The 20,938-nt window shown below is 67.1% G+C and carries 19 protein-coding genes; 7 read left to right on the forward strand and 12 right to left on the reverse strand.

Annotation, left to right across the window (positions count from 1 at the left end; genetic code table 11):
• Nucleotides 1-26 precede the first annotated feature (26 nt).
• Entirely contained in the window at nt 27-1,109 is a 1,083-nt protein-coding gene (locus tag ABIC35_RS07010; RefSeq protein ID WP_147425888.1) for an acyltransferase family protein, read from the forward strand.
• Between the two features lie 63 nt (nt 1,110-1,172).
• On the opposite strand, the gene clpX is transcribed toward ABIC35_RS07010, so the two are convergent.
• From clpX to ABIC35_RS07025, 3 genes are all read right to left on the reverse strand, one after another.
• The gene (gene clpX, locus ABIC35_RS07015; RefSeq protein ID WP_064311561.1) at nt 1,173-2,438 is read right to left on the reverse strand and encodes an ATP-dependent Clp protease ATP-binding subunit ClpX; all 1,266 of its coding nucleotides are present in this window, start codon (nt 2,436-2,438) and stop codon (nt 1,173-1,175) included.
• Between the two features lie 144 nt (nt 2,439-2,582).
• The gene (locus ABIC35_RS07020) at nt 2,583-3,239 is read right to left on the reverse strand and encodes an ATP-dependent Clp protease proteolytic subunit (RefSeq protein WP_084579678.1); all 657 of its coding nucleotides are present in this window, start codon (nt 3,237-3,239) and stop codon (nt 2,583-2,585) included.
• Nucleotides 3,240-3,329: 90 nt separating this feature from the next.
• Complete coding sequence (locus ABIC35_RS07025) at nt 3,330-5,531, reverse strand: family 1 glycosylhydrolase (protein ID WP_121077855.1); 2,202 nt, start codon at nt 5,529-5,531, stop codon at nt 3,330-3,332.
• A gap of 212 nt (nt 5,532-5,743) precedes the next feature.
• Between ABIC35_RS07025 and ABIC35_RS07030 the strand changes: the two genes are divergently transcribed.
• On the forward strand, nt 5,744-6,880 hold the full coding sequence (locus ABIC35_RS07030) for a cellulase family glycosylhydrolase (RefSeq protein WP_121079470.1): 1,137 nt from the start codon (nt 5,744-5,746) through the stop codon (nt 6,878-6,880).
• A 19-nt stretch (nt 6,881-6,899) separates the two neighbouring features.
• Here ABIC35_RS07030 and glf read toward each other — a convergent pair whose 3' ends face one another.
• A complete protein-coding gene (glf, locus tag ABIC35_RS07035; protein ID WP_121079473.1) occupies nt 6,900-9,104 on the reverse strand; it encodes a UDP-galactopyranose mutase in 2,205 nt (734 codons plus the stop codon).
• 263 nt (nt 9,105-9,367) lie between these two features.
• On the reverse strand, nt 9,368-10,066 hold the full coding sequence (locus ABIC35_RS07040; RefSeq protein ID WP_121077857.1) for a pirin family protein: 699 nt from the start codon (nt 10,064-10,066) through the stop codon (nt 9,368-9,370).
• 119 nt (nt 10,067-10,185) lie between these two features.
• Here ABIC35_RS07040 and ABIC35_RS07045 point away from each other — a divergent pair, with 119 nt between their 5' ends.
• Complete coding sequence (locus ABIC35_RS07045) at nt 10,186-11,115, forward strand: LysR family transcriptional regulator (protein WP_121077859.1); 930 nt, start codon at nt 10,186-10,188, stop codon at nt 11,113-11,115.
• Between the two features lie 531 nt (nt 11,116-11,646).
• On the opposite strand, the gene ABIC35_RS07050 is transcribed toward ABIC35_RS07045, so the two are convergent.
• The 6 genes from ABIC35_RS07050 to ABIC35_RS07075 all read right to left on the reverse strand — a co-directional run bounded on the left by ABIC35_RS07050 (nt 11,647) and on the right by ABIC35_RS07075 (nt 15,010).
• The gene (locus tag ABIC35_RS07050; protein WP_183049409.1) at nt 11,647-12,138 is read right to left on the reverse strand and encodes a hypothetical protein; all 492 of its coding nucleotides are present in this window, start codon (nt 12,136-12,138) and stop codon (nt 11,647-11,649) included.
• A 114-nt stretch (nt 12,139-12,252) separates the two neighbouring features.
• Nucleotides 12,253-12,699: a hypothetical protein gene (locus ABIC35_RS07055; protein WP_121077863.1), complete on the reverse strand. Its 447-nt coding sequence runs from the start codon at nt 12,697-12,699 to the stop codon at nt 12,253-12,255.
• 238 nt (nt 12,700-12,937) lie between these two features.
• Nucleotides 12,938-13,744 (reverse strand): transporter, encoded by an 807-nt coding sequence (locus tag ABIC35_RS07060; protein ID WP_121077864.1) that lies wholly within the window; start codon nt 13,742-13,744, stop codon nt 12,938-12,940.
• Between the two features lie 65 nt (nt 13,745-13,809).
• On the reverse strand, nt 13,810-14,292 hold the full coding sequence (locus ABIC35_RS07065; protein WP_121077866.1) for an OsmC family protein: 483 nt from the start codon (nt 14,290-14,292) through the stop codon (nt 13,810-13,812).
• Entirely contained in the window at nt 14,289-14,684 is a 396-nt protein-coding gene (locus ABIC35_RS07070) for an OsmC family protein (protein WP_121077868.1), read from the reverse strand. Before ABIC35_RS07070 ends, ABIC35_RS07065 begins: the two co-directional genes overlap by 4 nt.
• An 11-nt stretch (nt 14,685-14,695) precedes the next feature.
• Nucleotides 14,696-15,010, reverse strand: a complete 315-nt coding sequence (locus ABIC35_RS07075) for a hypothetical protein (RefSeq protein WP_121077870.1) — start codon at nt 15,008-15,010, stop codon at nt 14,696-14,698.
• Between the two features lie 216 nt (nt 15,011-15,226).
• Between ABIC35_RS07075 and ABIC35_RS07080 the strand changes: the two genes are divergently transcribed.
• The 3 genes from ABIC35_RS07080 to ABIC35_RS07090 all read left to right on the forward strand — a co-directional run bounded on the left by ABIC35_RS07080 (nt 15,227) and on the right by ABIC35_RS07090 (nt 17,438).
• The gene (locus ABIC35_RS07080; RefSeq protein WP_121077872.1) at nt 15,227-15,646 is read left to right on the forward strand and encodes a DoxX family protein; all 420 of its coding nucleotides are present in this window, start codon (nt 15,227-15,229) and stop codon (nt 15,644-15,646) included.
• Between the two features lie 122 nt (nt 15,647-15,768).
• Complete coding sequence (locus ABIC35_RS07085; protein ID WP_121079475.1) at nt 15,769-16,077, forward strand: UBP-type zinc finger domain-containing protein; 309 nt, start codon at nt 15,769-15,771, stop codon at nt 16,075-16,077.
• Nucleotides 16,078-16,145: 68 nt separating this feature from the next.
• Nucleotides 16,146-17,438, forward strand: a complete 1,293-nt coding sequence (locus ABIC35_RS07090; protein ID WP_121077873.1) for an MFS transporter — start codon at nt 16,146-16,148, stop codon at nt 17,436-17,438.
• Nucleotides 17,439-17,460: 22 nt separating this feature from the next.
• On the opposite strand, the gene ABIC35_RS07095 is transcribed toward ABIC35_RS07090, so the two are convergent.
• Nucleotides 17,461-19,665: a glycoside hydrolase family 3 N-terminal domain-containing protein gene (locus ABIC35_RS07095; protein WP_436286775.1), complete on the reverse strand. Its 2,205-nt coding sequence runs from the start codon at nt 19,663-19,665 to the stop codon at nt 17,461-17,463.
• Nucleotides 19,666-19,903: 238 nt separating this feature from the next.
• On the opposite strand from ABIC35_RS07095, the gene ABIC35_RS07100 reads away from it, so the two are divergent.
• Nucleotides 19,904-20,938, forward strand: coding sequence for a LacI family DNA-binding transcriptional regulator (locus tag ABIC35_RS07100; RefSeq protein WP_121077877.1), 1,035 nt, complete (start codon nt 19,904-19,906; stop codon nt 20,936-20,938).

Here is a 20,938-nt window from a genome sequence, read left to right on the forward strand (position 1 = left end):
GGTATATGCAGCCAGCAGGTGGGGGGTTGCCGGACCGCATCTACGGCATGGACGTGTGGCGTGGCGCCCTTCTGACCGCGGGATTGATCGTCCACTGCGCCGCGCTTTCCGACATCACCGTCTTCAACATGATCGAAGACGCATCGCATCTGTGCAGAATGGAAGCATTCTTCGCGATTTCCGGGTTCTTCGCCGCGATGACCATCGGGAAGGCAGCGCCGGCCGTCTGGATCCGGCGCAGGCTGGTGATGCTGCTGGTGCCATTGGCGGTGGGGCTCGCCCTCGTCGTTCCCGCCTCCCACCTGCTGATTGCCGATCTCACCCAACGCCACGGCTTCATGTGGGGTTACCTCCCCTGGCATCCTGGCGACTGGCACATGCACATGTGGTTCCTGATCGCTTTAGCCTCATATGTGCCGGTCACCGTGGCACTTCGTTCGCAGGACCAACGGATCGAAGCGCTTGGACGCTTCGCCGCGCGCAGACCGCTCTGGGCGGTCGCCGCGCTTTGGACCGCCGGGGCCGCGGCGTCGCTGGCGGCATGGGTGGCCGGCAAGGCGCTTACCGTGGTGGGCGTGCCATCGCTCACCTTCCTGCTGCACCAGACCGCCTATTTCTGCCTGTTTTACGCGATGGGCCACGCCGCCTTCCGGGTACAGGCCGTCCGCAGCCTCCTCCTGTCCCCGCCCCGCATCGTGTATGTTGCGGCCTTGATAGCGGCGGTCCTCGACCTCTCCGCCGTCGCGACCATCAGCGACGGCAAGCTGCGCGCGCTGATCCTCTTCCTATCTCGGCCGATCGTCGGGTTCGCCGTGACGTCGCTGGTGTTCCGAAGCGCCTTTTCGCTGCGGCATTGCCACCAGTGGCAGGCGGACCTGTCCAGCGCCAGCTATACGATCTACCTGCTGCACGTGCCGACGATCCTCGCGCTGCTCTGGCTGCTGTACCCCACGGGTTTGGGGCCGTGGCAGGCAATGGCCGTGATCGCGCCGGTAGCACTCCTGGTTCTGTACTTCTTCCACCTGGTGGTGGTGCGCCGATCCGGCCTGTTGCTGCTGCTCCTGAACGGCCGCCAAAAGGCCGTACCGCGACCGCTACCCGTAGGCTGAAAAACAAGAAGGCGCGCGGGTCGGGTGACCCGCGCGCCTCTTGTTCGATGCCGTCGTTCGGGATCAGGCGGCGCTGCCGGCCTTTTCCTTCTTGGCGTAGATACGCACCGGCTCCTTGCGGCCCTCGACCACATCCTTGTCGACCACCACTTCGTCGACGCCGTCCATGCTGGGCAGGTCGAACATCGTGTCGAGCAGGATGCCTTCGAGGATCGAGCGGAGGCCGCGTGCGCCGGTCTTCCGCTCGATCGCCTTCTTCGAGACGGCGGTGAGCGCGTCGTCGGTGAAGCCGAGCTTGACCGCCTCCATGTCGAACAGCTTCTGATACTGCTTGACCAGGGCGTTCTTCGGCTCGGTCAGGATCTTGATCAGCGCCTCGACGTCGAGGTCTTCCAGCGTCGCGATCACCGGCAGACGGCCGACGAATTCGGGGATCAGGCCGAACTTGAGCAGATCCTCCGGCTCGGTCTGGCGGAGCAGCTCGCCGGTGCGGCGCTCGTCGGGGGCTGCGACATGCGCGCCGAAGCCGATCGACTTGCCCTGCAGACGATCGCCGATGATCTTCTCGAGGCCCGAGAAGGCGCCGCCGCAGATGAACAGGATGTTGGTCGTGTCCACCTGCAGGAATTCCTGCTGCGGGTGCTTGCGGCCGCCCTGCGGCGGAACGCTCGCGGTGGTGCCTTCCATAAGCTTGAGCAGCGCCTGCTGCACGCCTTCGCCCGACACGTCGCGGGTGATCGACGGATTCTCGGCCTTGCGGCTGATCTTGTCGATCTCGTCGATGTACACGATGCCGCGCTGCGCCCGCTCGACGTTGTAGTCCGAGGCCTGGAGCAGCTTGAGGATGATGTTCTCCACGTCCTCGCCGACATAGCCGGCTTCGGTGAGCGTGGTGGCATCCGCCATGGTGAACGGCACGTCGAGAATACGCGCCAGCGTCTGTGCCAGCAGCGTCTTGCCGCAGCCGGTGGGGCCGACGAGCAGGATGTTCGACTTGGCGAGCTCGACATCGGCACCCTTGGCGCCGTGGTTCAGCCGCTTGTAGTGGTTGTGCACCGCGACCGAGAGGACGCGCTTCGCCTTCTTCTGGCCGATGACATAGTCGTCCAGCACGTCACAGATTTCCTGCGGCGAGGGGACGCCCCCGTCCTTCTTCGATACCAGCGAGGACTTAGTTTCCTCACGGATGATGTCGTTGCACAGCTCGACGCATTCATCGCAGATGAACACGGTCGGGCCGGCGATGAGCTTGCGCACCTCATGCTGGCTCTTGCCGCAGAAGGAGCAATAGAGCGTGCTCTTGGAGTCACCGCCGCTGAGCTTAGTCATTCAATCCATCCTTCGCGCCTCGGCGCGTAACGCTCGCCTGCCATCCTACACGCAGGCGAGATTCCGGCAATCCATAAATCGCCCCGCCCGCCCGACGTTCCATGCACCGGGAATCATCAGGCGGCCGAGGATAGGGATATAGTGTTAATTTGCCGCTGCCGCATCCTCGCTCGGCACCGGGCGCTTCTCATATACCTCGTCGACGATGCCGAAGGCCTTGGCCTCCTCGGCTTCAAAGAACGAGTCGCGGTCCATCGTCGTCTCGATCTTCTCGATCGGCTGGCCGGTATACTTCGAATACAGCGCGTTCATGCGCGCACGGATCCGCAGGATTTCCTTGGCCTGGATCTCGATGTCTGACGCCATGCCCTGCGCACCGCCCGAGGGCTGGTGGAGCATGATGCGGGCATTGGTCAGCGCCACGCGCAGCCCCGGCTCGCCCGAGGCCAGCAGGAACGAGCCCATCGACGCCGCCTGACCGATGCACACCGTGCCGACGCGCGGACGGATATACTGCATCGTGTCGTGGATCGCCATGCCCGCCGTGACGACGCCGCCCGGCGAATTGATGTACATCCAGATGTCCTTCTTCGGATTTTCCGATTCGAGGAACAGCAGCTGGGCGGTGATCAGCGAGGCCATATGGTCTTCGACCTGGCCGGTGACGAACACGATCCGCTCCCGCAGCAGGCGCGAATAGATGTCGAAGCTGCGCTCGCCGCGGCTCGACTGCTCGATGACGATGGGAACGAGTGCGCCGGTAACGGGATCGATGGTCATCTGACCGGAAAGCGGATGCATGTGGGATGATCTCGTGGTTGTTGTATTGCCCGCGACTACATCGGCGCTCCGGCTGCCCAGCGCAAGAGGGGCTTTGCCGGAGGTTCGGGCTCAGGCGGATTGCAGCACCTTGGCCTCCTGCCCTGCTCGCGCGATGCGTTCGAGAACCTCCGGCGCAGTGGCGAAGGCCTGTAGCGCTGCGTCGAGAGAAGGCATGCGCTGACTGGCGAGAGGAACATAGCGCGGGCGCAGCGCCTTCCAGCCGAGCGCCGCGCCCGGCACCGCGTCGATCAGCCCCGCTGGCAGTCCGCAGGCTTCGGCTACCGACGTAGCGAAGTCCGCCCAGTGCACCGCCCCCTGATTGGCGAGGTGAAGGATGCGGTCGGTGCCGTCGATCAGCGCGTCGAGCACGGCGTTGCAGAGGTCCGGTACGTACGCAGGCGACACGACCTGGTCCTCGGCCGCCGCGAAGCGCCGCCCAGCCGCCAGCGCATCGACGACATGCACCGCGAAATTGTGCCGGTCCCAAGGCGAGAAGAACGCCGCCGTCCGCACAACCAGATGCCGGCCGGAAAGACCGCCGATCGCCGCCTCCATCGCCGCCTTGCTGCGGCCATAGGCGCCGAGCGGCGCGCATAGATCGGCTTCGGTATAGTGTCGGCCGAGTGCGCCGTCGAACACTAAGTCGCTGGAGAAGCTGACCGTCGCGATGTCGCGCTCGGACGCCGCGATCGCGAGTTGGATCGCGCCCAGGCAGTTGGCGGCGAAGCACGCCGCCTCCTCGTCTTCCGCATCGTCGACACGCACCCAGCCCGCCGCGTTGATCACCGCCCAGGGCTGATACGTGTCGAGCGCCGCGGCGATCGAGGCGCTGTTGCCAAGATCAAGCCCCGCGCGATCGGTGAGGACATAGGCGAGCCCGCGAACCTCGCAGCTGCGGGCGAGCGCCTGCCCCAGTGTGCCGGTCGCGCCGGCGATCAGTAAGGGACGCCGGGGCCCGCCCCTGCCTCCGCACCGCGAGCCGGGCTCGGGGTGCGGCCGGGATTGATGGGTTACGCGTACATCGCGCTGCCACCAGCCCTCGCCGTCGAGCGCGGGGTGGTCATGCCGTTCGCCGCGAACAAGCGCCTGCAGCAGCGCCACCATCGCCGTGGGGCGCGGTTCGCCGCCGCGACCGTCGAACACACCGGGCTCGTAGAGGCCCGGTGCCGTCAGCAGCGTATTCCAGCCCGAGGCGCCGAACAGCGACCAGGCAGTCACCGCTTGTACTTCGACGCCTGCAACGCGCGCGGCCTTGGCATCCTGCCAGGCGTCGCGCATCCAGCGCATCTGTTCCTCGCGGGTGCAGCCGTTATGGACCTCGCTGATCGCGATCGGGATGCGATAGCGCGACCAGGCCTCTGCCAGCGCATTGGCCAAGCCGTCCGGCGCGGGGTCAAGCACCCGCACCGCCTCGGTATCGACATAGGCAATGCTGCCGTTGCCGCCGCGCATCGGCGGCGGATAGGCCGCGACATTCTCGTCCAGGAAGCGGTCGCTCGTCAGATAATGGTTGATGCCGATCACATCCGGCGGACAAGGCGCGCCGGCGAGTGCTTCCAGCTTATCGGCCAGCCCGAAACCGACCAGCCGTTCCCATAGCGTATGGCCGGGGACGACGCGCCCACACAGCAGGTCCCAGCCCATCCAGCGCCGATCATTGTCATAGGCAACTTGGGCCTGGGTAGCGGGCGTGCCATAGGTCTTGCCGAGATCCTCCGTCTGGATCAGCCGAGCATCCGGCCGCACTTGCCGCACCGCCGCCATGGCGCAGACCACGCCTTCGATCTGGTGTACCAGCGCCCGCCAGAAGCTGGCCTCGTCGCGCGCGTGCGGATACCAGTGGCCGTACAGCGCCGCAAAGCGGGCGGTGGTCAGCGGCTCGTTCACCGGCGTCCAGTCGGCGATCCAGGGATAGCGTTCGGCAACCTGCGCCGCATAGTCGCCCAGCTTCACGCCGAAATTGGGATCGAGCAGGTGCGTACGTCGCGGACCGCTGCCGTGATGTACCAGCCCCGCAATCGGCCGCATGCCGCGTTCGCGGATCCGCGTCAGACGGTCGTCGGTCCATGTCCAATCGCACTGTGTGGGATCGTCAGGGCAGACCCGCTCCCACAGCACCGGGAAGCGCAGCGCCTTCACACCCAAAGCCGCGATCCGATCCAGATCCTCCGCCCGATCGTGATGGCCGGTTTCGATCAGTTGATCGCGGAACGCGTCGCCAACGCGGTTCACCGTGCACTCGGCTCCGCCCCAGAGTTCTAGTGGTTGCATCGGCGCTCTCATCGGCTGGATGGTTGGCGGAACACCGCCCGCGACCAACCTGGGTTAGCGGCGCGGCTCGGCTCGTCGCAAAAGCCCCCCTGCTCCCTCCGAGGAAGCGCGTAGCGGGTACATCCGCAATTCACTTCTCCGCCTATAAAAACCACATTGTTATCAGGGGTTGTGCAGCGATGTCGGAGCGAGTGTTGGCGGAGTTCGAGGCGATGGTCAGCCGTTGGTCGGAAATCGAAGCGAAGGCGTGGTACGCGCAGCAGCCCTGGGTGATGGGCTGCAACTTCACGCCCTCGAACGCGATCAACCAGCTCGAGATGTGGCAGGCAGCGACCTTCGACATCGAGTCGATCCGGGCCGAGCTGGCTCTGGCCGCCGATGTCGGCATGAACGCGGTGCGGGTGTACCTGCACGACCTGCTCTGGGCCGAAGACCCGCAGGGCTTTCTCAAGCGGATCGACACGATGCTGGCTGCGGCGGACGGCTATGGCATCCGGGTGATGCTGGTGCTGTTCGATTCCTGCTGGCACCCCGATCCCGCGCTCGGGCCGCAGCCGGCGCCCAAGCCGGGCGTGCACAATTCGGGCTGGGTACAGTCGCCCGGCATTCCGGCGTTGCGCGATCCCGCCCAGCGGCCGCGGCTCGAAGCCTATATCAAGGGCGTGGTCGGCCGCTTTCGCAACGATCGCCGCGTGCTCGCCTGGGACATCTGGAACGAGCCGGACAATGGCCCGGAGGTGTCGCTGTGCGACGCGGGCGAGCTCGGCGCCAAGGCCGATCTCGTCCTGCCGCTGCTGGTCGATGCGTTCGCCTGGGCGCGCAGCATGCGCCCCGTGCAGCCGCTGACGAGCGGCATCTGGCTGGGCGACTGGTCCTCGCCCGAGTTGCTCACGCCGCTGCAGCAGGCGCAAACCGGCCTGTCCGACGTAATTTCGTTCCACAATTACGGTACCGCCGAGGATTTCGCCCAGCGGATCGACTGGCTCGGCGTGTTCAACCGACCGATCTGGTGCACCGAATTCATGGCACGCCCGGCGGGCAGCACCTTCGAGGCGATCCTGCCAGTGGCCAAGGAGAAGCATGTCGGCGCCTTCTGCTGGGGTCTCGTGCGCGGCAAGACGCAGACCCACCTGCCCTGGGCGGCCTGGGAAAACCCGAATCTGGCAGGGCTCAAGGACAAGTGGTTTCATGACATCTTTGACGTCGGCGGCGTTCCCTATGACGACACCGAGGTCGAGTTCCTCCGTCTGTTGCGCACGCTCGACGACAAGGCGCCACACTGGCCGCTGATTGAAGTAGACGCCGGAAACGCAAATCCGAACCGGCCGAACGAGGCGAAGGCGGCCTGATCGGGCCGCCTTCCCTTCCTCACTCCGCCAGCGCCGCGGCCTTGAGCGGCGGGGTTTCGCGTTCCTCGGCGATGTGGCGACGGTAGGTGGCGAGCGCCTGCCCGACGACCTGGTCCATGTTGTAGTAGCGGTAGGTCGCCAGCCGGCCGACGAACAACACGCCTTTGGTTGCCTCCGCCAGCGCTTCATATTGCTTGAACAGCGCCTGGTTCTCCGGGCGCGGGATCGGATAATAGGGATCCCCCTCCGCGCTGGGATATTCATAGGTCAGGCTGGTGTTCGGCGCCTGCTGGCCGGTGAGGTGCTTGTACTCCGTCACCCGCGTATAGGGCACCGTCTCGTCCGGATAGTTCACCACCGCCACCGGCTGCGCCCATTCGCGGTCCTCATGGACATGCTCGAAGCGCAGCGACCGGTAGGGCAGCTTGCCGAAGCGGAAGTCGAAATACTCGTCAATCGGCCCGGTATAGACGATCTGGTCGAAGCTGAACCGGCGCTTCGCCTCCTCGAAGGTGACGCCGAGTTCGAGGTCGATGTTCGGATGATCAAGCATCTTCGCAAACATCGCGGTGAAGCCATCGCGCGGCATCGCCTGAAAGCGATCGGTGAAATAGCGATCGTCGGTGTTGGTCCGCGTCGGCACGCGGGCCGTGACGCTCTTGTCGAGCTCCGAGGGATCGATCCCCCATTGCTTGCGCGTATAGCCCTGGAAGAAGGTCTCGTAGAGCTCGCGTCCGACGGCCGAGATCACCACATCCTCGGAGCTGCGGACCACCGTCACCGGCTCGGCGCGGGCCGCCAGAAAGTCGGCTGCCTCTTCCTCCGTCTCTAGCGCCAGGCCGAACAGCGCGTTGAGCGTCGTCCGGTTGATCGGGATCGGCACTAGCTGCCCGTGCACTGCGGCGAGCACGCGGTGCTCGTATTGGCGCCACTCGGTGAAGCGCGAGAGATAGTCGAAGATATCCGCGCTGTTGGTGTGGAAAATATGCGGGCCGTACTGGTGGATCAGGATCCCGGCTTCGTCCTTGTGATCGAAGGCATTGCCGGCGATGTGCGGCCGCTTGTCGATCACCAGCACGCGTTTGCCGGCATCGGCTGCCAGCCGCTCGGCCATCACCGATCCGGCGAAGCCTGCACCGACGACCAGATAGTCGTAATGCTCGCTACGTACCGGCTTGAGCAGCGGCCGGTCGGGCTCGGCGACCTGAAGGATCAGCCCCAGCATCCGCGCCGCGACCTGGTCCCAACTTTGCTCGGCGAGCAGCGTGTCCGCCTCGATCCGCCACGCATCGCCAGTGCGGCGCAGTGCCAGCGCCTGGTCGCATGCATCGACGAACGCGGTCGCGCCATCGGCCACGAAGACGCCCGCGACATCGCCATAATGGCGGATCACGTCGACAATCGGCGTCGATACCACCGGCAGGCCGGCCGCGAGATATTCCGGCGTCTTGGTCGGGCTGATGAAGCGCGTCGCTTCGTTGATGGCGAACGGCATCAGCGCGACGTCCCAGCCGCCTGCGTAGAGCGGCAGTTCGGCATAGCTCTTCGACCCGAGCCAGACGATGTTGGGGCGCTGCGGCAGTTCGGCAGGATCGACCTTCACCACCGGGCCGACCATCACGATCGTCCAGTGGGGCCGCGCATCGGCCAGCGCCGCTATCAGCCCGAGATCCATCCGCTCGTCGATCACGCCGTAGAAGCCGAGCCGAGGACGCGGCAGCCCGGCCTGGTCGGCAACATCCTGCACCAGCGCGCGACCTTGCGCGAAATGCGCGGCGTCGACGCTCGACGGGAACGGGTGGACCGAAACATGGCTCTCGCGCTTCGCTTCGTACAAGCTGTAGCCGCCGGTGAAGACGAGATCGGCCAGGCCGAACAGCTCCTGCTCCAGCGGCATCAGCTCAGGCGGGGCGAAGCGGAAGTTCTTGAGCTCGTCCATGCAATCATAGACGGTGCAGGCCGCCGCGAGATGCCGCGAAAAGGGCAGCATCATTGGGGTGTAATACCAGCGGATCAGCTGTGCGCCGATGCCTGCCACATGATCGTCGAGCAGCGCGCGCAGTGCCGCCGTCCGTGCCTCGCCGCCCATGCTGCCCGGCAGATGCGGCACCGCTACCGTCACCCCCGCCCCTTCGTCGCGCAGCTCCAGCCACGGCGCCGGGCTGTCGTCGTCGATCGGCTCTTCCCAGAACAGCACGTCCATGTTGCGCGCGAAGCGATTCATGAGGTGCTGGGGTCGCTGGAAGACGAAGTTCCAGCGAAGATGCGAAAAGCATATCAGCGCGAAGTTGCTGCTCGGTCGGGTGCTTGCGACATGGTTGGTCAAGGACGGTTTCCCTGTTGCGGTCAACAGAGAGAACCCGCCTACGCTTGTTGCCGTTCCAAGAAGACAGCAACAATTCTTTTTAAATCAGCATGATACAAGTTAATGCAATTTAGTCCCGCAGCAGCATGGCGGGCGACACCGAAGTACCGCCCGCCTGTCGCTCAGGCCGCGTCGACCATGACGATCTCGCTGTCTTCGATCGCGGTGATCTTCACCACCTCGGCATCCTTGATCGCGGCGCCGTCACGGGCATTCACCCGCACGCCGTCGATTTCCACCGCGCCGGTGGCAGGCACCAGATAGGCGCGGCGATCGCTGCCCAGCGTATATTCCGCCGTCTCGCCGGCGCGCAGCGTCGCGCCCACGACGCGGGCATCGGTGCGGATCGGCAGCGCGTCGCCGTCCCCTTCGAAGCCGCTCGCCAGCACCACGAACTGGCCGGCGCGATCGGTCTTCGGGAAGGGGCGCGTGCCCCAGCTCGGCTTCTCGCCGCCGCGGGTCGGCTGGATCCAGATCTGGAAGATGCGGGTGGTCTCGTCTTCCTTGTTATATTCCGAATGCGCGATGCCCGTGCCTGCCGACATCACCTGCACGTCGCCGGCGACGGTGCGGCCGTGATTGCCCAGATTGTCCTGGTGGGTAATGGCGCCGTCGCGGACATAGGTGATGATCTCCATGTCGCGGTGCGGGTGCGGCGGGAAGCCGGACTGCGGCGCGATGGTGTCATCGTTCCACACCCGCAGATTGCCCCAGCTGGTGCGAGCCGGATCATAATAGTTGGCGAAGGAGAAATGGTGCTTGGCGTCGAGCCAGCCATGGTTGGCACCGCCGAGGCTGGAAAAGGGGCGAAGTTCGATCATCTTGGGTCTCCCTTGGAGGTGCGCCGGGCCGCGGCGCCGTTTCGATGACCGGGATATAGGCGGGCTCGACTTCTCCAATCAGTGGGATAAGTTGGAGCGAAACGTTCCAGGAAATAGAAATGTCAAACCCGGGCACGCCCACCTTCGACCAGCTCCGCATCTTCCTCGCCGTGGTGGACAGCGGCAGCTTCGCGGGCGCGGGGCGCCAGCTCAACCGCGCGGTATCCGTGATCAGCTACGGCATCGCCAATCTCGAGGCGCAGCTGGGCGTGCTGCTGTTCGACCGCGAGGGCACCAAGAAGCCGCGCCTCACCATCGCGGGCGAAGCGGTGCTGGCCGAGGCGCGGACGGTAGCGCAGGGCATCGACGGGCTGCGCGCCAAGGTGAAGGGCCTGCTCGACGGGCTGGAGGCGGAGGTGAACCTCGCCGTCGACGTGATGCTGCCCACCCGCCGGCTCGGTGAAGTGCTGCGCGCCTTCCGCGCCGAATTCCCGACCGTGACGCTGCGGCTGCACGTCGAGGCGCTGGGCGCGATCACCAGCCTGGTGCTGGACGGCAAGGCGGTGCTCGGCATCTCCGGGCCGCTGGCGCAGGGCGTGAACGGCATCGAGTGCGAGGCGGCGGGATCGGTGGCGATGGTGCCGGTGGCGGCGCCCGACCATCCGCTGGGCCGGATGGCCCCGATCCCGCCCGGCGCGGGGCGCGACCATGTCCAGCTGGTGCTTTCCGACCGCTCGCCGCTCACCGCCGGCCGCGACTTCGCGGTGATGAGCCCGCGCACCTGGCGGCTCGCCGACCTCGGCGCCAAGCACGCGCTGCTGCGCGAAGGCATCGGCTGGGGCAACATGCCGCTGCCGCTGATCGAGCCCGACCTCGTCGCGGGCACGCTGGTGCGGCTGGCAATGCCGGAGAGCCCCGGCGGCATGTATCGGTTCGGCGCGATCTGGCGACGGGATGTGCCACCCGGGCCGGCGGCTTCGTGGCTGCGGGCGCGGTTCGTCGAGGTGGGCCGCGAGGATGTGGATCTGGAGGGCCTCGGCGAGGCGTAGGACCGGATTGCACCGCGTGCCTGCGGCGCGGGATGAACCGCCGCTCCGCTTGGTCGTCGCCGACCGAAGTTTAGGAAGTTTAGGCCCGTGCAGATTTGCGCGCGCCGCCGTCCGTAGGCCGAGCGCCCGAAGCGCGTCGCTTCACGCGCGCAGGGACGGTATCCAACGAGATCAAAGAGCGATCGCCCAAAGGAAGCGGTAGGAACATATAGGGAACAGCGCAGCGAGTGCAAGGAAATTGCTGCTAGGCACAGAGTAGGATCGCCGTGGACGACCGACCGTGGCGGTTTCCCGCCTTTCCGCTTTCTGGGGCGCGAGAAAGCTCCCGGCCCATAACGATGACCGGCGCGGCAGTTGGCGACCAACTCAAGACTTTCGCCGATCAGCGCCCGTACGGCTGCTCTTGCCGCCATCCGCCATCCCGCGTTCATGAGCAGACCGAAAGCAGCGCAGCCGCCTCCAAAAACGCGCGTAGAGCCATGATCCCGGGGATCTGCGATGTCGCACAACAGCCCGATTGGACCGGCCGGCTCATTGCGGCGGCCCGCCTGGCCACGCGTGCAGCGTTGCTTCGGCAACTCCAACGGCAGCGGATGCTTGCTTGGCCATCTGCTTGCAGAGCGTGCGTTCAGACAATTTCTGTGCCCGAGCATTCTCGGCGAGCGATATCGTCTGGCCCTCGCGGACCTCCTCGGGATGCGCAGGATCAGCCGGGTTCATCAACCCGATAACCTGCGGTCCAACAATGGTGCCTCGCCGGCCCACCTCTTGCTGCGCAAGCGCGGCGGGCGTGGCAGTCATTCCGCTCAAGGTCGCGGCCACGATCCTGCGCGCGTTCGCCACATCGCCCGTGTTCGCGAAGCCGTTGACAGCGCAATATTCAATAAGGCCTAAGCGATTGTGGGTCGCGCCAAATGCCTTTTCAAGCTGTTCATCGGAAGGCAGGTCCTGTGCCTGCAGACTGCCAAAAGACGCCGTTCCCAGCGCGACCCCGGCCATGAGCTTACGATAACACGTACGCATCCAAACCTCCTTGGCCGGCGAGGGAACGCTCTTGAACAGGGTCCGATGCGGACGAAGTGGGATCACCCATGACGTTCGGAGACAACGTCCGTCTTGCAAGATGGCACCTCGGGTTCAGCAAGCAACGCCCCAAATGCCCCACATGCTGGTGGCAACGCCGCCGTGGTCCACCGTAAGAACTGCGCGACCGCCGCTGCTATCTGTCGCTGCATTCGATGTGGCGCGGCCGGTGGCACGGATGTGCAGACGGTACCCCGAACAGGAAGCGCTGCCCTGCCCTGTTTCCAGTCCCTCGCCCTCTTTCTCGGTCAACCGACACGAGCGTAAGCCCTGCGAATCTCGGAGCATGAGTTCGCTGCCAACAAGCTGGACATAGTCGTGGCTTGCCGCCGTGAACGTGAACGTGCAGCCTGCCTCTTGCGTCGACTGCTCGTCGGGGTCGCTCAGCGCCACAAGAGGCATCCGCTTCGCACTTGCCTGGGCGGCGACCGGATGGGGCGGCGTCGCCGCGCTCAAGGTCACCGCGGCTGCGCTGACCAAGACTGCACGAATGAACAGCATCCTTCTCCTTCTCTCGGGACAGGCCCGGCAGACAGCGGGTTCCTACGCCTTTGGCAAGGCCGAAACGCCACCGCATCTGGCGCGGACCGGCGGACCATTTCGCCCCACTCTGCCGCGAGATACCTCGCGGCGGTCCCGATTGCACGTCGCTGCGGATCGGCATGCCGGCTATCGCGATTGCCGGCCTCCTTGCCCTCGGAGCGCTGGCAAGGCGGAAGGCCTCCCCCGCGGCCGCCAGCTAGAACAGCACCGCCCCGCCCGCGACCAGCCGCAGGTTCGGCGAGTTGTGGTTCAGCCCGGCGACCACCAGCAGGTCCAGTTGCAGCACCTTGGTCGGCTTCCACGCGGTCGACAGCGCCGCGAGGGCATGGGTTTCATGCCCCTCGGGATCATTGTCGCGCTCCAGCGAGAATTCCGCCGTCGTGGTCACCTTCTCGCTCAGCTTGTAGCGCAGGCTGGTGATGCCGCTGTAGGCGAAGTGCCGCCCCTGCCCGCTCTCGTTGGCGGCGGCATCGGCCTCGCCGGTGAAGGCAACGGCGAGCTTCTCGGTCAGATCATATTGCACCGGCACGATCGCGCCCGCGGACCAGGTGCCGTCGCCGATCGGTGACTTGCCGGTGGGCGCGGTGACGAAGCCCTCCACGCCCGCGGAGAAGGGCTTGCCCTTTTCGCCGGCGAGATGCTGGCGGATCGCGAAGCGCAGGTCGCCGGTGCCGGTCACCCGGTCGATCGCGCCGCTCGCCTTGTCGCGGGTGCGGTCCTGACCATAGCCTGTCCAGCCCAGTTGCACCTCGGTCTTCGAGCCGACGCCCGCGCGTACCAAGAGGTCGGCGGTGACGATCCTATCCTCGCGCTGGTCGGCGGTGTCGTCGCGCTCCCAGTCGACGAACGAGGCCTCGACATGGACGCGGCCCGGCTCGGTGGTGCAGCTCGATCCGCCGATGCTCGGGCGGGTCGGGCAGAAGCGCGGATCGTCGTCCGCAAAGGCATTGCCCGCCGCGAGCAGTGCCGTCGCGACGCCAAGGATGCGTGCAGTTCGAACCATGTCGTCCCCCCATATTCTTGTGGAGGGCCCAACGATGGCACGTCGGAAATGTTTCGAAACGATTCTCAGACGTCGCGAATCGCATGCTCCAGATCGGCGGCATGGGCGGCGGCGGGTTCGGTGGGCGCGGCGGCATCGGCGAGTTCGGTCTCGACTCGGGCGCCGCCGGTGAGCGTGCGGTGCACCGGACAGCGATCGGCGATCTCGAGCAGCCGGGCGCGCTGGGTGTCGTCGAGGTCGCCCTCGATCTCGATCCGCCGGGTGAACAGGTCCGCGGGCTGGACGCCCGCCTGGCGCTGGTGCCCGGCGAGCGTGCGGATGCCGGTGACCGGCCAGCCCTTCTGCAGCGCATACACCCGCAACGTCATCGTCGTGCAGGCGGCGAGCGCCGAGGCGAGAATCTGATAGGGCGTCGGCCCCGATCCCATGCCGCCGACCGACACCGGCTCATCCAGCATCAGCGCCACGCCGGCGACCTGCACCGCCACCTGGAACTTGCCCGCGCCGGTATCGCGCGCGATCGCGTCCAGGGCCACTTCGCTGCTCATGCCGTCTGCTCCGCCAATTTGGTCTCGATCGCGATACCCTGCTTGAGCGTCAGCGTCACCGGCGTGCGTTCGGCGATCTCGGCGAGCCGTGCCTTGGCGGCTTCATCGGGGCCCGCGATCGTGAGCGTGCGCTTGATGTGGCGCTCTTCGGGCTTGCCGAGGATCCGCAGGTCGACGTCGAGCGCGTCGATCCGCCAGCCCTTGCGATCGGCATACATGCGCAGCGTCATCGCGGTGCACGCGCCCAGCGCGGCGAGCAGCAGTTCGTAGGGCGCGGGGCCGGCGTCGCGGCCACCATTGCTCGGCGGCTCGTCGGCGAGGATGGCATGGCTGCCGGCCTGGATCTGCGTCTCCATGGCTTCGGCGCCGATATGGGCGGTGGCATGCAGCATCGTCGTGGTCCTCAGATCGCCAGCAGCGCGATCGCTTCGATCTGCGCGGGGTTGAAGCCATGGTCGGCGAGCACCGGCACCAGATGCGCGGCGGGCTGGCGCTGGCGGCGGGTGGTGCAGACGAACTGGCGGATCGCCTCCAGCCGCGGATTGGCGAGCGGCGTCGGTCGGCGGGCGCCGAACAGCGTGTCTGCCACGCGGCCGAGCAGCGAGGGCTTTTCGGTCGCCGGCACGGCGGTGCAGCCGCACGCCGCCGCATCCCGGAAGGCGACCGAGACGGCGGCCCATTCGGTCTGGCTGAGTTCGGGTGCTGCGCTACGATCCATCGAAACCTCCTGTGTTGGGCCGTTTCTAGCCCGGCGCCACACTTCCGATCAGCCGGATAGTTTCGACGCGTTCGTTCGAGGGAGTTGAAAAGCCGCTTTTCGATATAGTCGAACGTATGGGACGACTTTATTCCAGTTCTCAGGCCATCTTTCCGAGACCATTTTCCGGTCACCAGGCGAGGCAGATCGGTCCCCGCCCTCTTTCGGAGACACATCATGGCTACCGCACCCTATTCGCACACCGCCACCCCTACCAACGTTCAGTCGGCCCTGCCGCTGGTGGGCCGCATCGGCATCGCCGCGATCTTCCTGCTGAGCGGCCTGTCGAAGCTTGCCGCGCCGGCAGCGACGATCGTCTATATCGCGTCGTCGGGTCTGCCCCTGCCGCAGCTGGGCTTCGCGATCGCATTGCTCGTCGAGCTGGGCGGCAGCATCGCGCTGATCCTCGGCTATCGCACCCGCGTCGTGGCCGCGATCCTCGCTGCCTTTTCGGTTGCGACCGCGCTCGCCTTCCACTCGGCGCTGGGTGACCAGAACCAGTTCATCCACTTCTTCAAGAACATCGCGATGGCCGGTGGGCTGCTGCAGGTCGTCGCGTTCGGCGCCGGCGGCTGGAGCCTCGACGCCCGCCGCTAACGCCGTCGAAAACTGCGTTGAAAGGGGTCGCGCCGTTTCGCGGCCCCTTTTTGCGTCCCCATCCTCACGTACAGGCGATCCGGCGCCGAGCCTACGCTAGACCCGTGTTCAAGGAGATCGCCATGACCCGCTGCACGCACATGAATTCGGAAACGGTCCGTGAGGTTACCCCCAGCGCCAAGGGCTGCGAGGAATGCCTCAAGACCGGCAGCTGGTGGGTGCATCTGCGGTTGTGCCGGGAATGCGGCCATGTCGGCTGCTGCGACCAGTCGCCCAACCGCCACGCCACCGCGCATTTCCACGAGACCGGCCACCCGATCATGGAAGGCTATGACCCGCCCGAAGGCTGGGGCTGGTGCTATGCCGACGGGATCGAGGTCGACCTGCCTGACCAGACGCCGCAGCTGGGGCCGATCCCGCGCTTCTTCTGACCCCGTCCCGTGGACAGGCGCGGGCGGCGCGTTAAGACCATCGCAATGCTCGACTTGCCGTCGCTTCGATGACCCCGCCCGCCCCTGCCTCGCGCGCCGCGCTGCTGCTGTTCGGCGCGGGCGATTTCGCGTTCAATCTCTATTGGCAGGCGGTCAATCTCTACCTGCTCTTCTTCTACATCGACACGCTGCGGCTGGCCCCGGCGCTGGCCGGGACGCTGTTCCTGGTGGGCGCGGCCTGGGACGGCGCGGCGGACTTCGTCGCGGGCGTGGCGGCCGAGCGGATGCGGCGCCCCTATCGCTGGCTGATCGGCTGGGGCGCCGTGCCGCTGGGGCTCGCCTTCGTCGCGATGTTCGCGGTGCCGGTGGGCGCCTGGGGCGCGGCGCTGGCGGCGCAGCTCGGCTTCCGCACGCTCTACGCCTTCACCAACATTCCCTATTCGGCCTGGACGACGCGGCTGGCGGGTACCAGCGCCGAACGGTCGCTGCTGGCGGGGCTGCGGATGATCTTCGGTGCGGTCGCCGCCACGCTTGTTGCTGGGACGATGCCGGGGTTGGTGCGAACGCTGGGGAGCTATGGCGCCGCGAGCGCGCTGCTTGCAGCACTCGGCGTACCGCTGCTGCTGGCGATCGCGTGGGGGGTGCCCGAGCGGCGGCCATCGGAGGACGCGGCGACCCGCCCGGCGATCGGCCCGGCACTGGTGCTGCTCGCCCGCAACCGGGCCTTCGTCGCGCTCAATCTCGCGGCAGCGGCGGGTGCGGCAGCGGCGGCGCTCACGACGCAATCGGTGCTCTATTTCTTTCGCTACGTGCTCGCCGACGATCCGGCGGGGCCGCGGGCGCTGGCGGCAATGGCGTTCGCCAGCCTCGTGGCAACGCCGCTCTGGACGATCGCCGCGCGACGGGCCGGGGCGCGGGCTGCGTGGCTGGCCGCCTGCGGGCTGGCCCTCGCCCTGCCCGCCGGCTTCTTGCTGCTGCCGGCACCCGGCGTCGGCGCGGCGACGCTGTTCCTACTGGGCATGCAGGTCGCCTTCGCGGGCTTCGGGCTCGCCGCCTGGACCTTGCTGCCCGACAGCGTCGACTGGGGGGCGGCGCGGAGCGGCGTGCGGGTCGAAGCGATCGCCTTCGGCACCTTCGCGCTGGCTCAGAAGGTCGCGTTGGCGGCAGCGGGATTCGCGATCGGGGCGATCTACCAAGCGAGCGGCTTCGTCGCCGGGGCGCCGCAAGGGGCGGCTAGTCTGGCAGCGATCCGCTGGCTGATGCTGGCAGGACCAGCGGTGCTGCTGCTCGGCGCGCTGGCCGCGGTGCTGGCACTACCGCTGCGGCGGGATACGATGGCAAGGCTGGCGCCGGGCAACTAGGCCAAAGCGCCAGCCCCACCGATCACACCAGCTCGAAGCTGCCCGAGACGCCTTCGGCCTCCGCGGACGGCGCGATCCAGAGCTGGAATTTGCCGGGCTCCACAGTCGGCTTGAGCGCCTGGCCGATGAACAGCAGGTCGGCGCGGGTGAGCGTGAACTGCACCTGCTTGCGCTCGCCGGGCTTGAGCGCGACGCGGCGGAACGCCTTGAGCTCGCGCACCGGCCGGGTGACGCTCGCCGCCACGTCGCGGATGTAGAGCTGCACCACTTCCTCGGCCGCCCGCGACCCGCTGTTGGCGATGGTCGCCGAGACCACCAGCTTGCCGTCCGCCGTCAGCCTGCCGCCGCCCAGATCGAGGTCGCTATAGGCGATCTCGCCATAGGTGAGCCCGTGGCCGAACGGAAACAGCGCCTGGTTCGGGAACTCGCGATAGTGGGTCTTATATTCCTGCAGCGGACCCGCCGGATTGGGGCGGCCGGTCGGCTTGTGATCATAGTGATAGGGCTCCTGCCCCGTCGCCTGCGGGAAGGAGACCGGCAGCCGCGCCGAAGGGCTCACCACCCCGAACAGCACATCGGCAATGGCAGGCCCGTCCTCGGAGCCCAGGAACCAGGTAACGAGGATCGCCGGCGCCTTGAGCACCGCGCCCTCCAGCGCCAGCGCGCGGCCGTTGCGCAGCAGCACCACCACCGGCTTGCCGGTCGCCGCCACCGCCTCGGCCAGCGCCATCTGCGCCGGCGGCACGACGATGGCGGAACGCGACTGCGCCTCGCCCGACATGCGGGCATGCTCGCCCACCGCCAGCACCACCACATCGGCGCCCTGCGCGGCAGCCACTGCCGCCTCGATCCCGCCCGGGATGGGGCCGTCGAGCCCGGCGCCTTCGGTGACACTTACCAGCGACGAATCCTTCACCAGTGCCTTGACGCCAGTCGCCAGATCGACCGCCTCGGCATCGGTGCCATAGACGTTCCAGGTCCCGATCAGATCATGCAGCCCGCTCGCGAACGGGCCGATCAGCGCGATCTTCTTGCCCGCGCGCGGCAGCGGCAGCAGCCCGCCTTCGTTCTTGAGCATCACGATCGACCGCGACCCCGCCTCGCGAGCAAGCGCGAGGTTGGCACGGGTGCGGACCCGCGCCTTCTCCCGCGCCGGATCGATGCGGCGGAACGGATCGTCGAACAGGCCGAGCTGCGCCTTGAGCGCCAGCACCCGACGCACCGCCTCGTCCAACCGTGCCATCGGCACCTCGCCCTTGGCGACGAGGTCCGGCAGGTGCTTGATGTAGAAGCCGCTCTGCATGCTCACGTCGACGCCGGCCAGGAAGGCGAGCTTGGTCGCCTCGCGCGCGTCGGCGGCAAAGCCGTGCGCGATCAGTTCCTCGTCGGCGGTATAGTCGGAAACGACCAACCCGTCGAAGCCCCATTCGCGGCGGAGGACCTCCGTGAGTAGCCATTCGTTGGCGGTGGCCGGAATGCCCGACAACTCGTTGAACGACGCCATCACCGTCGGCGCCCCCGCGGCGAGCGCCGCCTGGAAGGGCGGGAAATAGATTTCCCGCAGCGTCCGCTCGGAAATATCGACCGTGTTGTAGTCGAGCCCCGCCTCCACCGCTCCATAGGCGACGAAATGCTTGGCGCAGGCCGCCACCGCGTCCGCTGCCTCCAGACCCTTGGCGCCCTGGAAGCCGCGCACCCGCGCCGCCGCGATCAGCTTGCCGAGCAGCACGTCCTCACCGGCGCCTTCCACGCTCCGGCCCCAGCGGGCGTCGCGGGTGATGTCGACCATCGGCGCGAAGGTCCAGTCGATGCCGGCGGCCGCCGCCTCCACCGCCGCGACGCGCGCGGTGCGCTCGGCGAGATCGGGGTCGAAGCTTGCCGCCTCGCCCATCGGCACCGGGAACACGGTGCGGAAGCCGTGGATCACGTCGGCGGCGAAGATAAGGGGGATCTTGAGCCGCGATTCGCGCGTGGCGACGGTCTGCATCCGCTTGGCCATCGCCGCGCCGTTGCCGTTGAACACGCCGGTCAGACGCCCGGCGCGGACCTCTGCCAGCTGCCCGTCGAAGTTCGACGAGGCGCCCGCCGGATTGAGCGTCACCGCCGCCCCGCCCGACCAGGCGGCGGCCATCAGGGTGAGCTGCCCGGCCTTCTCCTCGACGGTCATCTGGGCGAGCAGCGACTCGACCGCGGCGGGCAGTTTCTTCGCCCCCGCCTGGAGCAGCATCGCGCGCGCCGGGCTGGCCGCCCAGGCCGCCGCCGCGCTCGCCCCGATCAACACCGCACGCCTCGAAATCTGGCCGTCCTTCACGCATTTCCTCCCACAGCGCAGCCCTACATCGGCCACCGCATCAACAATCTTGCAACCCGCTATTGCTTCATGTAACCGGTTACATCAAGAGCTTGACGCCAAACCCGGCAAACAAGCCGTCGCAACCCAGACCCAGGAGGGGACGAAGACCGCCATGCCGAACGCAACGATCCGTGATGTCGCGCGGGAAGCGTCGGTGTCGGTCGCGTCGGTATCGCGTGCGCTGAACGGCGCCACCAACATTCGCCCCGAACTGCGCGATCACATTCGCGACGTCGCCAATCGACTCGGCTATGTGCCGCATGCCGGCGCCCGCAACCTCAGCCTCGCCCGCTCCTCGACGATCGGCGTCGTCGTCCCCGATCTCCACGGCGAGTTCTTCTCGGAATTGCTCCGCGGTATGGATCGCCAGGCCTCCGAACTCGGTCTGCACCTGCTGCTAATGGTCATGCACGGCGAGGCCGATCGCGGCGTCACTGCGCTGCATGCGATGCGCGGCCGGGTCGACGGGCTGGTGGTAATGGCGCCGCAGATCACCTCGGACGAGCTGTTCCAGCATCTGCCCCGCACGATGCCCTCGGTGCTGGTCAACTGCGCGCCGCACGACGGTGTGCGCCCCGAATTGCGCGTCGACAACGTTGCCGGAGCCGTCGCGGTGATCGAGCATCTCGCCGCCGGCGGCTGCCGCCGGATCGTCCACATCGCCGGTCCCGAAGCCAATATCGACGCGCAGGAGCGTCTGCGCGGCACCCGCGAGGCCTGCGCCCGGCTGGGCGTGGACCTGCGCGTGGTGCAGGGCGACTTCAACGAGGATAGCGGCACCGCCGCCATCGCCACGCTCCAAGCCGAGCATGCCGACTATGACGCGGTGTTCGCCGCCAACGACATGATGGCGGTGGGCGCGCTGATGGCGCTCAAGCGGGCGGGCGTCGCGGTTCCCGAGCAGGTGGCGGTGGCCGGGTTCGACAACATCCCGCTCACCCGCCTGATTTCGCCGGCGCTCACCACCGCCAGCATCGACATTGCCGAATTCGGCGCGCGCGCCGTGGTGCGCCTCGCCGGACTGATCGACGGCGCCGCCGACGACACGCTCGAATGGCGTGAGCCGATCGTCATCGCGCGGGAATCGACCCGCCAATACCCGAAAACAACAACAGAAAACCCGATCCGCCGGGGAGATAGAGAGTAA

This window comes from Sphingomonas trueperi, from assembly GCF_040545965.1.
Lineage (GTDB): Bacteria > Pseudomonadota > Alphaproteobacteria > Sphingomonadales > Sphingomonadaceae > Sphingomonas > Sphingomonas trueperi_C.